This window comes from Luteimonas sp. Soil_N_1, from assembly GCF_057656255.1.
This window is the reverse complement of record NZ_JBDGKS010000001.1, coordinates 434,937-450,143: the sequence shown is the minus strand read 5'-3', so window position 1 is coordinate 450,143 and position 15,207 is coordinate 434,937. Positions and strand designations below refer to the sequence as shown.

At 69.6% G+C, this 15,207-nt stretch carries 11 protein-coding genes; 6 read left to right on the top strand and 5 right to left on the bottom strand.

From position 1 onward, the window contains the following. Positions 1-29: 29 nt before the first annotated feature. Positions 30-1,232, bottom strand: coding sequence for an MFS transporter (locus AC3A4E_RS02135; protein WP_487629929.1), 1,203 nt, complete (start codon positions 1,230-1,232; stop codon positions 30-32). A 184-nt stretch (positions 1,233-1,416) separates the two neighbouring features. Here AC3A4E_RS02135 and AC3A4E_RS02130 point away from each other — a divergent pair, with 184 nt between their 5' ends. The 3 genes from AC3A4E_RS02130 to AC3A4E_RS02120 all read left to right on the top strand — a co-directional run bounded on the left by AC3A4E_RS02130 (position 1,417) and on the right by AC3A4E_RS02120 (position 5,618). Further along, positions 1,417-2,037, top strand: a complete 621-nt coding sequence (locus AC3A4E_RS02130) for a flavodoxin family protein (protein WP_487629928.1) — start codon at positions 1,417-1,419, stop codon at positions 2,035-2,037. Continuing rightward, entirely contained in the window at positions 2,037-2,744 is a 708-nt protein-coding gene (locus AC3A4E_RS02125; protein WP_487631994.1) for a DUF72 domain-containing protein, read from the top strand. Before AC3A4E_RS02130 ends, AC3A4E_RS02125 begins: the two co-directional genes overlap by 1 nt. Positions 2,745-2,864: 120 nt before the next feature. Next, positions 2,865-5,618, top strand: coding sequence for a PAS domain-containing protein (locus tag AC3A4E_RS02120; protein WP_487629927.1), 2,754 nt, complete (start codon positions 2,865-2,867; stop codon positions 5,616-5,618). Positions 5,619-5,634: 16 nt separating this feature from the next. Here the strand turns inward: AC3A4E_RS02120 and AC3A4E_RS02115 are convergent, their stop codons facing one another. Together AC3A4E_RS02115 and AC3A4E_RS02110 are read right to left on the bottom strand one after the other, a co-directional pair. Next, on the bottom strand, positions 5,635-6,654 hold the full coding sequence (locus tag AC3A4E_RS02115) for a serine hydrolase domain-containing protein (protein WP_487629926.1): 1,020 nt from the start codon (positions 6,652-6,654) through the stop codon (positions 5,635-5,637). Between the two features lie 46 nt (positions 6,655-6,700). Continuing rightward, complete coding sequence (locus AC3A4E_RS02110; RefSeq protein WP_487629925.1) at positions 6,701-7,606, bottom strand: NAD(P)/FAD-dependent oxidoreductase; 906 nt, start codon at positions 7,604-7,606, stop codon at positions 6,701-6,703. A 117-nt stretch (positions 7,607-7,723) separates the two neighbouring features. On the opposite strand from AC3A4E_RS02110, the gene AC3A4E_RS02105 reads away from it, so the two are divergent. The 3 genes from AC3A4E_RS02105 (at position 7,724) to dinG (ending at position 11,332) form a co-directional block, all read left to right on the top strand. Continuing rightward, a complete protein-coding gene (locus AC3A4E_RS02105; protein WP_487629924.1) occupies positions 7,724-8,173 on the top strand; it encodes an Rrf2 family transcriptional regulator in 450 nt (149 codons plus the stop codon). Positions 8,174-8,274: 101 nt separating this feature from the next. Next, entirely contained in the window at positions 8,275-9,075 is an 801-nt protein-coding gene (locus AC3A4E_RS02100; protein WP_487629923.1) for a DUF2884 family protein, read from the top strand. A 94-nt stretch (positions 9,076-9,169) separates the two neighbouring features. After that, positions 9,170-11,332 carry an ATP-dependent DNA helicase DinG gene (gene dinG / locus AC3A4E_RS02095; protein WP_487629922.1) on the top strand — a complete coding sequence of 721 codons (2,163 nt, stop codon included), beginning with the start codon at positions 9,170-9,172 and terminating at the stop codon, positions 11,330-11,332. Positions 11,333-11,339: 7 nt separating this feature from the next. On the opposite strand, the gene dinB is transcribed toward dinG, so the two are convergent. After that, positions 11,340-12,404, bottom strand: a complete 1,065-nt coding sequence (dinB, locus tag AC3A4E_RS02090) for a DNA polymerase IV (protein WP_487629921.1) — start codon at positions 12,402-12,404, stop codon at positions 11,340-11,342. 47 nt (positions 12,405-12,451) lie between these two features. Next, positions 12,452-15,154: a bifunctional acetate--CoA ligase family protein/GNAT family N-acetyltransferase gene (locus AC3A4E_RS02085; protein ID WP_487629920.1), complete on the bottom strand. Its 2,703-nt coding sequence runs from the start codon at positions 15,152-15,154 to the stop codon at positions 12,452-12,454. Between the last annotated feature and the right edge of the window lie 53 nt (positions 15,155-15,207).

Below are 15,207 nucleotides of genomic sequence, written 5' to 3'. Positions count from 1 at the left end.
AAGGTGTCACGCCGGTGCGGCCGACACGTTCAGCAGGCGCGGGGCACCACGGTGCTGCGGCGACGCTCGGCACGACGCGCGAAGACGTAGAGCAGAAGACCCGCAGCCGCGGTCACGGCGCCCACCACACCGGTCGAAGTGGGCGCGAATCCCGCGGCGATCGCCATGCCGCCGAGCCACGGTCCCAGCGCATTGGCCGCATTGAAGGCCGCGTGGTTGGAGGCGGCGGCCAACGTCTGCGCGTCGCCGGCCACATCCATCAGGCGCGTCTGCAGGACCGGTGCAAGCGCGCCCATCGTGCCGACCGCAACCAGCGCGAGCAGGATCGACCAGGGCGCATGCGCGGCCAGCGGAAACGCCAGCAGCACCAGCAGCGACCAGCCCAGCACCACCGCCACCGCGCGGAACTGCAGGCGGTCGACGAGCCAGCCGCCGGCGATGTTGCCGAGGATCGCACCGACGCCGAATGCGGCCAGTGCGACCGGCACCCACGACTCCGCCACGCCGGTCACCTGGACCAGCGTTTCGGTGACGTAGCTGAAGACGCAGAACATGCCGGCGAAGCCGACCGCACCGATCAGCAGCGCATACCAGACCTGCGATGTATTGAAGGCGCGCAGCTCGCGCATCGGCGTCTGCGGCCGTTCTGACGGGTCGGGGGCGAGAAAACGCGCCACCAGCACCACGGTCAGCAGCGACAGCGCGGTGACCAGCCCGAACGTCCAGCGCCAGCTGAAGTGCTGGCCCAGCCACGTCGCCAGCGGATTGCCCACGAGGATCGCAATCGACAGGCCCAGCAGCACGCGGGCCATGGCCGTGCCGCGCTGCGCGGCCGGGCTGATCGACGCGGCCACCAGCATCGCCACACCGAAATAGGCGCCGTGCGGCAGGCCGGCGACGAAGCGTGCGACCAGCATCAGCGTGTAGTTGGGCGCGAGCGCGGTGGCCAGATTGCCGAACGCATAGAAGGCCATCAGCGCCAGCAGCAGCGGCCGACGCGGGATGCGCGCGCCCAGGATCGCCAGCAGCGGGGCGCCGACGACGACGCCGATCGCATAGCTGCTGATCATGTGGCCGACCGCAGGTGCGTCGACGCCGAAGCCGCGGATCAGCTCCGGCATCAGACCCATCATCGCGAACTCGCTGGTGCCGATCGCGAAGCCGCCCATCGCCAGCGCGAACAGGATCAGGATGCGGGTACGGTGCGGGGGCAACGCCGGTGCGGTGGCCATGGCCGGTCTCCGGAACAGAACCTGCAATTATTGTGCATCGCAGCATCGGCGTCACGGGCGCAGATCGGCCACAGCGTTGCACGGACGCGGACGGTTCAGCGACGGCCGTCTGAACGCGTTGCGACGACGTGCGCTGGACGTGACCACGGCCACAGTCCGATGCCTTCATGCAGCGGACCCGCCCATGTCCCTCTCCGCGTTCGGCCTGAACTGCACCCTCAAATCCGGTGATACGCCGTCTTCGACACAGAAGCTGCTCGACCAGTTGCTCGAGGCGATCGCCGGCCACGGCGTGACGACGGCCAGCGCGCGCGTCGCCGACTACGACGTCAAGCCGGGGGTGACCGCCGATGAAGGCGATGGCGACCAGTGGCCGGCGCTGCGCCAACGGATCATGGCCGCGGAGATCCTGGTCGTGGCAACGCCGATCTGGATGGGCCACCCCTCGAGCATCGCCCAGCGCGTGATGGAACGGCTGGACGCGGTGCTCGGCGAGATCGACGACGACGGCATGTATCCGACGTTCGGCAAGGTCGCTGTCGCTGCTGTGGTCGGCAACGAGGACGGCGCCCACCACGTCTGCGCGCAGCTCTACCAGGGTCTGACCGACGTCGGCTTCACGATTCCCGGTGGCAGCCCGCCGTACTGGGTCGGCGAGGCGATGGGCTCGGTCGACTACAAGGATCTGAAGCAGACGCCGGACAAGGTCGCCGAAACCATCGCCACGATCGCCTCGAACACGGTGCATCTCGCCCGATTGCTGCAGGCCCAGCCCTACCCCAAGCCGAAGCGCGGCGCCGGGTGATCCGCATCGGCTGCGCGGGCTGGTCGATCGCGTCGCGTGATGCGGCGCTGTTCGGCGCCGGCGACAACATGCTGGCCCGCTATGCCACGCGCTTCGACGCCGTGGAGATCAACTCGTCCTTCTACAAACCGCATCGCGCCACGACCTATGCCCGCTGGGCGGACAGCGTGCCCGCCAGTTTCCGCTTCTCGGTCAAGCTGCCGAAGACGATCACCCACGAAGCGCGTCTGGCCGGCTGCGGCGCTGCGCTCGATGCATTCTTCGCTGCGGCCGGCGGCCTCGGCGACAAACTGGACTGCGTGCTGGTGCAGCTGCCGCCGGGTCTGGCCTTCGACGCCCGCACCGCGGCCACGTTCTTCGCGATGTTGGCGCGGCGCTGGCCCGGTCACGTGGCCTGCGAGGCGCGACACGCCAGCTGGCTCACGCCGCAGGCCGATGCGCTGCTGGCGCGCCACCATGTCGCGCGCGTGGCCGCCGATCCTGCCCGCCACGGCGATGACGCGCAGCCTGGCGGCAGCGCACGATCCGGCTACTGGCGCTGGCACGGCAGTCCGGAGATCTACTACAGCAACTACGACGCCGACGCGCTCGATGCGATCGCGGCGGCAGTCCGCGCTGGCCCGGGCGATGCCTGGGTCGTGTTCGACAACACCGCCGCCGGGCACGCGACGCGCAACGCCGCAGCGCTTCAGGCGCGCCTGGGCTGACATCGTCATCACGTCACCACGACACCCTGTGGCAGGATGCGCCGTCCTCAACCTGCCCTTGCCTTCGTGACGTCCCGCGCCTCCCCCGACCAGCTCGAATTTCTGTCCGGATCGAGCGTCATGGCGCGGCGCATCGCGGACTACGACTGGTCGATCACGCCGCTCGGTCCGATTGGCAGCTGGCCGCAATCGCTGCGTACCACGATGGGCCTGATGCTCGATTCGCGCTTCGCGATGTGCCTGTGCTGGGGCCCGGAACTGACCCTGTTCTACAACGACGCCTACGCGCCGCACCTCGGCGCGAAGGAAGCACACGCGTTGGGACAACCGCTGCAGGCCATCTGGTCCGACGTCTGGGACGACATCCGCCCCCTCGTCGACAGCGTGTTCGCCGGCAAGCCGACGATGCACGAAGACATGCCGCTGACGATGCTGCGCAACGGCTTCCCCGAAGAGACCTACTGGACTTTCTCGTACTCGCCCGTGCGCGACGAGCAGAACCGGATCATCGGCCTGCTCAACATCACCACGGACGTGACCCGCAAGGTGACCACCGAGCGCCGGCTGCAGGCCGACGTGGCGCAGCTGGGCCGCATGTTCGACCAGGCGCCCACATTCATGGCGATGCTGACCGGTCCCGATCACGTGTTCGGCTACGTCAATCCGGCCTACAAGACGCTGATCGGCGACCGCGGCGACGTGCTGGGCAAGCGCGTGGTGGAGGCACTGCCCGACGCCGTGCGCCAGGGCTATCTCACGCTGCTTGACCAGGTCTATAGCAGCGGCCAGGCGTTCTCGGCCGACAGCGCGCAGTACATCGTGCAGGCCGCACCCGGCGCCGCTTCGGCCGAGCGCTATATCGATTTCGTATTCCAGCCGATCAACGATGGCGAAGGTGTCGCAGGCGTTTTCGTGCAGGGCGTCGATGTGACTGCGCGGCACCTGTCGGACATCGCATTGCAGGCGCGCGAGGCCGAATTGCGCAGCCTCAACAGCGATCTCGAGCGCCAGGTGATCGAGCGCGCGCGCGAGCGCTCGTTGACCTGGCAGGTCACGCCCGACCTGCTCGCCGTCGTGGATCCTGACGGCATCATCGAAACCGTCAATCCGGCCTGGGAGCAGTTGCTGGGCTGGCCTGTCGATTCGCTCGTGGGCCATCGCTGGATGGACCACGTCAGCGGAGACGACCACGCGGTGACGCAGTCGGTGCTCGACACCCTGCGCGACGGCAAGCCGGTACTGCACTTCGAGAACCGCTGGCGCACGCGCGCCGGTGGACTGCGCACGCTGTCGTGGGTGGCCACGCCCGAGGGCGGGCGTTACTACTGCAGCGCGCGCGACGTCACCGACATCAATGCGGCGGCAGGGGCGCTCGCGCGTTCCCAGGCGCAGCTGCGCACGCTGTTCGAGACCAGCTACCAGCTGCAGGGCATGTGCACGCCCGAGGGCATCGTCACCGACGCCAACCGCCCGGTGCTCCATGCGGTCGGTGCAAGCTTCGAGGATCTGGTCGGGGTGCCGCTGTGGGACACGCCCTGGTTCAGCGGCACGCCCGGTATGCCGGCACGGATCCGTGCGCTGTTCGCACGTGCCGCCGGTGGCGAGACGGTGCGCGACGAGATCGAACTCGATCTTCCGGCAGGCCGGCGTATCCATGACCTCTCGCTGCGCCCGATCTACGACAACGCCTACCTGATCGGCGTGGTGCCCGAAGCCATCGACACCACCGAGCGCCGCAAGGCGGAGGACGCCCTGCGCCAGTCGCAGAAGCTCGAGGCGATCGGCCAGCTCACCGGCGGCGTGGCACATGACTTCAACAACCTGCTGACGCCGATCGTCACCGCCCTCGATCTGGCCGCCGACCCCGATGCGCGGGCCGAGCGCCGCACGCGCATGCTCGGCGTCGCCCGCCAGTCGGCCGACCGCGCCGCGATGCTCGTGCAACGCCTGCTGTCATTCGCCCGGCGCCAGCCGTTGCAGGCGCTGGATATCGACGTCGCGACACTGGTGTCCGGCATGGCCGGGCTCGTCGACAGTTCCAGCAGCCCGCGGGTGCGTGTGGCGGTCGATATCGCCGACGATCTGCTGCCTGCGGTGGCCGACCCGAACCAGCTGGAAATGGCGATCCTCAATCTCAGCGTGAACGCCTGCGATGCGATGCCCGATGGCGGCACGCTGACGCTCGGCGCCCGAAACGCGCACGTCCCCGACAATGACCGCATCGCGGCTGGCCGCTATGTCGTGGTGTCGGTCGCCGACACCGGTGTCGGCATGGACGCGCAGACCCGCCAGCGCGCGATCGAGCCGTTCTTCTCGACCAAGGGCATCGGCCAGGGCACCGGCCTGGGTCTGTCGATGGCCCATGGCCTGGCGTCGCAGCTCGGCGGCCGGCTGACGATCGACAGCACGCCCGGCACGGGCACCACCATCCATCTCTGGCTGCCGGTGGGTGCTCGCCCCGGGGCCGCAAACGACGACGAGGACATGACTGTGGACAGCACAGGGGACAATCGCGGCACCGCATTGGTGGTCGACGACGAGGATTCGGTGCGCATGTGCACCTCCGACGCACTCGAGGACATGGGCTACCGCATCGTCGAGGCCAGCTCCGCCGAAGAGGCGCTGCGGGCACTCGACGGCGGCCTGCAGCCTTCGGTCCTGGTCACCGACCATCTGATGCCGGGCATGACCGGCGCGGAACTCGCACGCAAGGTGCGCGCGCGGCTGCCGGATACGGCGATCGTGATCGTGTCCGGATACACCGGCATGGCCGACTTCGAACCGGGCCTGACGATCCTCAGCAAGCCGTTCCGCCAGCACGAACTCGCGGCAAGCGTCGAGTCGGCGAACGCCGCGGTGCAGTCGGCCGCCTGAGGCGGCCTGCGGCCGGTCAGCCGGCCTGTGTCGCCATGATCCGGCCCATCAGCGCGTGCAGATGCGCGAGGTGGCCGGAGCCTGCGGCGGCGGTCTCGTCGGAGGTCATCGCCACGGTGAGGTTCAACGACGGCACGATGTAGAGCATCTGTCCGCCGTGACCCCAGGCGAAGCGCACGTCGTGGCCTTCGATCCGGCGCGCGAACCAGCCATAGCCGTACCCATCGCCGGTGTAGACCGAGCGTGTACGCGGGCGCCACGACTGGGCGATCCACGTCGCGGGCAGCAGTTGCGCACCCGAGGTCGCGCGGCCGTGGTTCCGGTACAGCTCACCGAACGCAAGCAGAGAGCGCGGTGTCATCGCCATCTGATTGCCGCCGAAGTGCAGCCCCTGCGGATCGGTGTCCCACGAAGCGATCGAGAAACCCGCCTGCGGCCCCAGCCAGTCGGCCGCGAGCGCGCGGACCGGCTTGCCGCCCACCCGGGCGAGCACCGCGGACAGCAGGTGCGTGGACCCGGTGGAATAGATCATGCCGCCGCCCGGCGTATCGACGAAGGGCTGCGCGAGGGCGGCGCGCACCCAGTCGCGCTGCGCGACCCAGCGGCCGTATCCGCGGCCCGACGTGGATTGCAGTCCGGCCTGCATCGACAGCAGATGGCCGATGGTGACCTGCGCCATACGCGGATCGGGATCGGCCGGCAGGCGGTCGGCCAGCAGCGGTGCGATCGGCTGGTCGACGCCGTCGAGCAGGCCGCGTTCGATTGCGATGCCGACCAGCGCCGACATCACCGTCTTCGACGCGGACTTGATGTTCGCCGGCCGCGTGGTCGATGCACCGTGATATCCGCGCTCGGCCAGCAGGGCGCCATCGCGTGCAACCAGTACCGTGCGCAGCGGTGCCATTGACGTGGCCCCGTCGAGCACGGTCTCGAGCGCGTCGGGGCGCGCCGCGCCCGGTGCCTGCGCGGAAGCCGGCGCGGCGGGGGCGAAGCAGACGATCAGCGATGCGAGCAACAGCGAGAGGATGCGAGGCATCGTTCGAGTATCGACACCCCACCGCAACCTGCGATGAAACCTGCACTCAGCCCGCGTCGGCAGCGATCAGGGCCTGATGTGCACCGACGCCGGCGAGCAGGCCCGACGCCACCGCGAGCGGCACGCTGTGCATCGGCTGGGCAAGGTCACCGGCGGCGAACACGTTGCGGACCGTCGTCTGCTTGAACGCATCCACCCGCAGGTACGGGCCCAGTGGCCCCATGTCCTGCACGCAGCCCAGCGTCCCGGCCAGCCCGTCGACCGGTTCGACCCGCGAACCCACGAACAGGGCATCGATCGCGATGCGGCGGCCGTCAGCCAGACGCACGCCATCGAGCGCCGGCGCATCCCCGAGCAGTTCGACGACCGGTGTGCGTTCCAGCGTCACGCCCCGGTTTGCAAGCTTCCGCGCGTCGTCGGCGTCAGGTTCGAACCCGTTTTCGAGAAAACAGGTCGTCGGGCCCCAGTCGGGCAGCATCAGCGCGCGATGCAGGCCCATCGCATCGCCGGCGAAGACACCTAGCGCATGCCCGGCGACTTCGAAGCCGTGGCAGTAGGGGCAATGCAGCACGCTGCGGCCCCAGCGCGGCTGCAGACCGTCGAGCGGCGGCAATATGTCGCGCACGCCGCCGGCCAGGATCAGCGTACGGGTCTGCACCGTCTGCCCGTCCGCCAGGGCGAGCGAGAATCCGACTGCATCCGCGACCGCCTCGATGACCTCGCCCGCGATGACCGTTGCCGTTGGATAGCGCAGCAGTTCCGCGCGGCCGTTCGCCAGCAGCGTGGCCGGCGGCGTGCCGTCATGGCCGAACACGTTGTGCACGGCAGCCGCGAACCGGTTGCGCGGCTGGCCCGCATCGACGACCAGCACGCGGCGCCGTGCGCGCGCCAGAGCCTGCGCCGCCGACAGCCCGGCACTGCCGCCGCCCACGATCACCACGTCATATCGCATCGCACACCTCACGCCACTTCAGTTGTTCCATGATGCGCCGGCTGCCGACATCATGCAACTCGATAAGTGTCGAGACGTGACTGGGGTATCGTGGCGGCCCGTCACACGCCCTGCCCCATGCGCCCCGACAGCCGCCTCAGCCGCATGCTCCACGTCCTCATCCATCTGGCGGAGGCTGACGGCCGTGCGACCTCGGACGAGATCGCGGCGATGCTGGGCACCAATCCGGTCGTCGTGCGTCGGACCATGGCGGGCCTGCGCAACCATGGCTACGTACGTTCGGAAAAGGGCCACGGCGGGGGCTGGTCGCTGGCGACGCCGCTCGCCGACATCAGCCTGCTCGACATCCACGAAGCGCTGGGATCGCCCGCCCCGTTCGCGTTCGGTCTGGCCAATGACGATCCGGAATGTCTCGTCGAAAAGGCCGTCAACGCCCACCTCACCGACGCGATGGCCGACGCCGAAGCGCTGCTGCGCGCACGTCTGGCCGCGGTGACGCTGGCCGACATCGCGGCCGATTTCCAGAAGCGCCTGGCGCGCGGCGGACGCCGACGCGGCGCACGCTGACACCATCATCCGGGCGCCCCATACGCCACCGTGACTTCAAGCACGCGATGCCGCGCCGCGATGGCCCGATGCTCGCGGCCATGCAACCGGGAACGCTGTCCATGTCCTTCCATCGCACTGCACTCGTCGCCGGCCTGCTCGTCGCGTCGATGTCTGTCTTCGCTGCCGACGACGACACCGCGCCGCGGCTGTCCTCCGACCAGTGCGAGATCTCGACGCCGTACAACGTGCTCGTCGATACCGGCGGCGTGTGGCTCTACCGCGACAGCGGCATGCCGAAGGAGATCTTCTTCCACGACGGCACGCTCAGCGTGGACCGCGCGGTGCAGACCATCAGCGCCGCCGATGCCGCGCGTCTGCGCCGGCTCGAATCGGGCGCACGCACGCTGATGCCGCAGGTCACATCGGTCGCGCGCGAGAGCACCGGCATCGCGTTCGATGCGCTGGCCGGCGTGGTGGAAGTGATGACCGGCAGCGCGCGCAAGGTGCGCCAGGTGGAACGTTTCCGCACCGATACGCTCGGCTACATCGACACCACGCTCGGCACCGGGCGCTGGGACCAGAACGTGTTCGGCGACGGCTTCGAGTCGCGCATCGAGGAGGCGGCCGAACGCATGACCGGCAGCCTCGGCCGCAGCGTGATGTGGCAGGTGTTCACCGGCCGCGCCGGTCGCATGGACGCGCGCGCCGAACGCATGGAAGCCGATCTGGACCGCAGGATCGAAGCCCGCAGCGCCGCGCTGGAGGCGCAGGCCGATGCCCTGTGCACGCACGTACGCGAACTGCAGTCGATCCAGGCCGCGCTCGAGTACCGCCTCGACGGACAGCGTCTGGTGATGCTGGAAGACGCGCCGCGCGACGACGGCGAAGCACCGGTGTCGACCGCACAGCCAACGCCCTGATCGCACCGACGCAGCATGTCCGTGCCGGTATCGTGCCGGCGTCGTTCAGCATCCCGGTCTCGGTCCGCGCGACGCGGCATGGGACAATAAGCGCATGGGCGATTCCGACTCCAACTCGCCGGCCACGACCGCGGCCGACGCGCCGCCGCGCGCGCTGAACGACGCGCTCAAGGCCGACATCCGCGCCGCATACGCGAAGCTGCAGGCAAACACGCCGGGCTTCAGCACGCGCCGTTCGCAGAGCGCGATGATCGGGCTGGTGTCGCGCGCGCTCGCGACTTCGGGCGGCATCGGCATCGCCGAAGCGCCGACCGGCGTCGGCAAGAGCCTGGCGTATCTGACCGCCGGCGTGCCGATCGCGCTGGCGACGAAGAAGAAGCTGGTCATCAGCACCGGTACCGTGGCGTTGCAGTCGCAGCTGTTCGAACGCGACATCCCGGCATTCCTCGCCGCGACCGGGTTGGAGGCCCGCGTCGCGCTGGCCAAGGGCCGCACGCGTTACCTGTGCACGCGCAACGCCGCCGAACTGCACGCCGAGCACAGCCAGGGCACGATGCTGCTCGATGGCGCCGGGCCCGACGAAGGCGGCGACTACGAGCGCCAGCTCTACGACCGGCCGCTTGCACCGCATGAAGTCGACGCTGCGCGGCGCCTGCTCGAAGCGCATGCGGACCGGCAGTGGGACGGCGATCTCGACACCGCGCCCGAGCCCGTGTCGCCCGCGCTGCGCACCCGTATCACCACGCCCGCATCGAGCTGCGCCGGGCGTCGCTGCAGCTTCGCCCAGCAGTGCCCGGTGCTGAAAGTCCGCACCACCGTGCGCGAAGCCCAGATCGTCGTGACCAATCACGCGCTGCTGCTGTCGTCACTGGCGATGGGCGACATCGAGAACGGCCAGCCGCTGCTGGCGCCGCCCGGCGAGATGCTGCTGGTGCTCGACGAAGGCCATCACGTGGCGAACGTCGCGATCGACCAGGGCGCGGCGCGCCTGCCACTCGCCGACATGGCCAAGCGCACCAGCCGCATGCAGATCCTGATCGCCGGCAGCTATCGACTGGTCGACAAGGAGCGCATCGGCACCCTGTTGCCGAACGAGGCGATCGAACTCGCATCGCGTGTGTCGAAGGGGCTCAAGGCGTTCCAGCTCGACGTCGACCGCGTCTGGCAGCCCGAACCCGGCGACCGCGATCCGATGTGGCGCGCACCGCTCGGTCGCCTGCCCGACGACTGGGCGCATGCGATCGAAACCCTCGGCGAAGACACGCGCGCCCTGTTCAACTGGGTGCACGCCGCGCAACAGGCCGTCGCGCGGACCAAGCAGGAAGATCCGGCGCGCGAGAAGCTGCAGCGCAGCCTCGGCATGGTGCTGGAAATGGTCGAGCAGCAGCACGAGTTGTGGGCCGGCTGGCGACGCGAAGACCGCGAAGGCGCGCCACCGATGGCGCGCTGGATCACGGCGACGCGCGATGGCGATCTCGCCCTGCACTGCTCGCCGGTGTCGGCCGCGCACGTGCTGCGCACACTGCTGTGGAAGGAGATCGATTCGGTCGTGATGACCTCCGCCACACTGACCGGCGGCGGTGATTTCCAGTCGTTCGCGATCGACACCGGCCTGCCCGATCACGCCGAGACCGCGTCGCTGCCGTCGCCGTTCGATCTGCCGAACCAGGCGCAGCTGGTGGTGCCGCAGTTCCCGGTGGCGCCCGACGATCGCGAGGGACACCCGAAGGCCGTCGCCGAATGGCTGGCGCGCGAGCTCGACTGGCACAAGGGCAGCATGGTGCTCTTCACCTCGCGCTGGAAGATGGAGAAGGTCGCCGAACTGATGCCGGCCTCGCGCCGTGGCGCGATCCAGGTGCAGAGCAGCGGCAACAAGTCACAGGTCGTCGCCGCCCATCTCGAACGCGTCGCCGCCGGCAAGGGCTCGGTGCTGTTCGGACTCAACTCGTTCGGCGAAGGTCTGGACCTGCCGGGCGAGGCCTGCACGACGGTGGTGATCACCCAGGTGCCGTTCGCTGTACCGACCGATCCGCAGACCGCGACGCTTGGCGAATGGCTCGAGGCGCGCGGGCAGAATCCGTTCAACCTGATCGCGATTCCGCATGCGTTGCGCACACTGACCCAGTTCGCCGGTCGCCTGATCCGCACCTCGACCGATACCGGGCGCGTGGTGATCCTCGACTCACGCCTGCTCAACCGCCGCTACGGCAAACGCATCCTCGATGCGCTGCCGCCGTTCGAGCGCGTGATCGGCTGAGCCCGCCTCAGCCTTCGAACAGTCCCGCCTGCACCGGCAGTTCGTCCGGCTCGCGGAATCCGCCGATGCCCACGCCCACGAGGCGGTAACGCGTCGACGCCGGCAGGTCCACGCGCTCGCGCAACGCCAGCGCGATCCGCGTCAGTTCGGTCTGCGACGCGGGCGGCGCATCCGGCGTGAAGCTGCGCGTGAGGATGCGGAACTGCGAGGTCTTGAGCTTCAGGACCACCGTGCGGCCGACACGCGCGGTCTTGCGCGTCGCCGCCCATGTCTTCTCCGCGAGCCGCTCGATCATCGGCGCCAGCTCCTCAAGCGGCAGATCGGTTTCGAACGTGTCCTCCGACGAGATCGACTGCACCGGCTGGTCCGGTTCCACCGGCCGGTCGTCGATGCCGAGTGCGCGCTGGTGCAAGCGCGCACCAAACGTCCCGAAACGTCGCTCGAGCGTCTCGCGCGACAGGCCGCGCAGATCGCCGACCGTGGCGACACCGAGGTCGGCCAGCTTCTTCTCCATGACCTTGCCGACGCCCGGAATCAGGCCGACCTTGAGCGGCAGCAGGAACGCGTCGATCTGCGCCGGCTTCACCACGTACAGGCCATCGGGCTTGTTCCAGTCCGACGCGATCTTGGCGATGAACTTGTTCGGCGCCACGCCGGCCGAAGCCGTCAGCTGCGTCGCCTCGCGGATCTGCGCGCGGATCGCCTCCGCGGTCGCCGTCGCACTGGGCGAGGGAATCTTCGGATCGGTGACGTCGAGATAGGCCTCGTCCAGCGACAGCGGCTGCACCAGGTCGGTATGTGCGTGGAAGATCTCGCGCACCTGCCGCGACACGGCCTTGTAGCGGGCGAAATCCGGCGGCACGAAGACCGCGTCCGGACACAGTCGCTCGGCGGTGACGGCCGGCATCGCCGAGCGCACCCCGAACGGCCGGGCTTCATACGACGCCGCGCAGACCACCGAACGCGCGCCGCGCCAGGCCACGACCACCGGCCGCCCACGCAGCGACGGATCGTCGCGCTGTTCGACCGAGGCGTAGAACGCGTCCATGTCGATGTGGAGGATCTTGCGCACGGCTGCATTATCGCCGTTCCCGTCGCACTGACTGCGTCCGGCGCGGCTCAGGCGTCGGTGTCCCCGACCGGCAGGCGCACGATCGCGACCGTGGCATCGTCCGGATCGGTGGTGATCGAGAACCCGAGCTGGCGGCACATCGCCAGCATCGTGGTGTTCTCGCGCAGCACCTGCCCCTCGACGACGCGCAGTCCCTGCCAGTGGGCGTACTCGATCATGATCCGCATCAGCCGCCAGCCGAGCCCGGCACCCTTCAGGTCGGAGCGCACCATGATTCCGTATTCGCCGGTGTCGTAGTTCGCGTCCGCGAGCAGGCGCACCGCGCCCAGCATCTCGCCGGTGTCGGGATCGATCGCTGCCAGTGCGATCGAGCGCGCGTAGTCCAGCTGGGTCAGGCGCGCGATGAACTCGTGGCTGAAATGGCGCACCGCGCTGAAGAACCGCAGGCGCAGGTCTTCAGGACTGACGTGTTCGAAGAAGCGCCGGAACATCGCTTCGTCCTCCGGACGGACCGGCCGCACGAAGGCCGCATTGCCGTTGGACAGCGTGATCGTGCGCTCCCACTCGACCGGATACGGGAAGATCGCGAAGCGCGGATGGCCGCGGCCCTTGTGCAGCCGCCTGACCGGTCCCAGCGCAACGCGCGCATCGACGGCGATCACACCGTCCCGGTCGGCGAGCAGCGGATTGATGTCGAGCTCGCGCAGCTCCGGAATGTCGGCCGCCATCTGCGCGAGCTTGACCAGCACCAGCGCGACCGCGCGCTCATCGGCGGCTGGCACGTCGCGATAGGCCTTGAGGATGCGCGACACGCGTGTGCGGCCGATCAGTTCGTGCGCCAGGCGCAGGTCCAGCGGCGGCAGCATCAACGCCTTGTCGTCGATGACATCGACGGCAGTGCCGCCACGACCGAACACGATCACCGGGCCGAAGGTCGGGTCATCGGCGATGCCGGCGATGAGCTCGCGCGCCTTCGACCGCGTCGCCATCGCATGCACGGTCACACCGTCGATGCGGGCATCGGGCTGCAGCGCACGCGCGCGCACCAGGATGTCGTCGGCCGCAGCGCGCACGGCCTGCGGCGTCGTCAGGTTCAGCCGCACGCCGTCGACGTCCGATTTGTGCAGGATATCGGTCGCGTCGATCTTCACCGCAACCGCGACGCCGCGCGCGAACAACAGCTCCGCGGCGGCGACCGCCGCATCCGCATCGCATGCACGGGTCACTTCGGCAACCGGAATGCCGTAGGCGCCGAGCAGGCGCGCGGTCGCGACCGGGTCGAGCAGACCGGGTCCCGACGCCAGCGCCGCGTCGACCACCGCGCGCGCCGCCGGCAGGTCGACGACGAAATCGTCGGGCAGGCTGGGCGGCGTTTCCATCAGCGCGCGTTGCGCCTCGTGGTGGCGCGCGAGATACATGAAGCCGCGCACGGCATCGGCCTCGCTGTCGTAGACCGGGATTCCCGCATCGCCGAGCGTCCTGCGCGCGCCGGGTTGATCGCCGTGCCAGACCGCGAGCACCGGTTTGCGGGTGGCGGTACGCGGGCGGGCCTGCACGGTGCGCACGACGGCCCGCGCCACCTCGTCGGGATCCGACAGCACGGTGGGCACCTGCATCACCAGCACCGCGTCGTTATCCCGATCGTCGAGCAGCGCATCGAGCGCGGCCGCATAGCGCCCGCCGTCGGCATCGCCGAGCATGTCGACGGCGTTGCGTCGCGACCAGCCGCGCGGGAACGCACCATCGAGCGTATCGAGCGTCGCCTCGGACAGTGATGCACGCGTGCCGCCGAGATCGACCAGGCGGTCCAGCGCGAGCATGCCCACACCGATGCCGTTGGTCATCACCGCGAGGCGGTTGCCCGGCAGGCTGCCCAGGTGCGACAGCGTCTCGGCCGCGGCGAACAGTTCGTCCAGCGCGTGCACGCGCAGCAGGCCCGCACGCCGGAACGCGGCATCGTAGACCGCGTCGGGCACTGCCAGCGCAGCGGCCTGGGTCAGCGTGCCGTCGAGCCGGCGCGCGTGGCGCCCTGGCTTCACCACGACCACTGGCTTGGCGCGCGCGGCCGCGCGCGCGGCGGACAGGAACTTGCGCGCATCGCGGACGCGTTCGACGTACAGCAGGATCGCGCGGGTGTGGCGGTCGGTGGCGAAATAGTCGAGCAGATCGGCGAAATCGACATCGAGTGCGTCGCCGAGCGAGGCCACCGCGGAGAATCCGATGCCACGCGGCCGACTCCACTCGATCATGCCCGCCGCGACCGCGCCCGACTGCGAGATCAGCGCGAGATCACCCGGCACCGGCGCATGCGCGGCGAAGCTGGCGAACAGCTTCGCGTGCGGGGCGATGACGCCCAGACAGTTCGGTCCGACGATGCGCAGGCCATGGGCGCGGGCGACATCGGCCAGCGCGGCGTTGTGCGAGCCCGTGCCCTCGCCCATGTCGCGGGTCAGCACGATGGCCGCCTTCGCGCCCTTGCGCGCAGCGGCCTCGGCCACGCCGGCGACGTCGGCCGGCGGCACCGCGATGACCACCAGTTCCGGCACGAACGGCAGCGCATCGAGCGTGGGCGACGCGGCGACGCCGTCGATCGCGGCATGCCGCGGATTGACCAGGCCGACCGGTCCGGCGAATCCGCCGCTGCGCAGCTGCTGCAGCACCAGCCGGCCGAGCGAGCGCGGCCGCGGACTGGCACCGACGACGGCCACCGACGCGGGGCGGAACACGGATCCCAGTGCGTAGGTGCTCATTGCCTCGTGCGCGACCGTTCCGGAACGAGCGCAGACGATACACGAGCCGTTCC

Excerpts from the sequence above, each read along its gene's own strand:
- AC3A4E_RS02105 (WP_487629924.1), top strand. The coding sequence starts at position 7,724 with ATGCGCCCCGACAGCCGCCTCAGCCGCATGCTCCACGTCCTCATCCAT.
- AC3A4E_RS02120 (WP_487629927.1), top strand. The coding sequence starts at position 2,865 with ATGGCGCGGCGCATCGCGGACTACGACTGGTCGATCACGCCGCTCGGT.
- AC3A4E_RS02100 (WP_487629923.1), top strand. The coding sequence starts at position 8,275 with ATGTCCTTCCATCGCACTGCACTCGTCGCCGGCCTGCTCGTCGCGTCG.
- AC3A4E_RS02135 (WP_487629929.1), bottom strand. The coding sequence starts at position 1,232 with ATGGCCACCGCACCGGCGTTGCCCCCGCACCGTACCCGCATCCTGATC.
- dinG (WP_487629922.1), top strand. The coding sequence starts at position 9,170 with ATGGGCGATTCCGACTCCAACTCGCCGGCCACGACCGCGGCCGACGCG.
- AC3A4E_RS02130 (WP_487629928.1), top strand. The coding sequence starts at position 1,417 with ATGTCCCTCTCCGCGTTCGGCCTGAACTGCACCCTCAAATCCGGTGAT.
- AC3A4E_RS02110 (WP_487629925.1), bottom strand. The coding sequence starts at position 7,606 with ATGCGATATGACGTGGTGATCGTGGGCGGCGGCAGTGCCGGGCTGTCG.
- AC3A4E_RS02085 (WP_487629920.1), bottom strand. The coding sequence starts at position 15,154 with ATGAGCACCTACGCACTGGGATCCGTGTTCCGCCCCGCGTCGGTGGCC.
- AC3A4E_RS02115 (WP_487629926.1), bottom strand. The coding sequence starts at position 6,654 with ATGCCTCGCATCCTCTCGCTGTTGCTCGCATCGCTGATCGTCTGCTTC.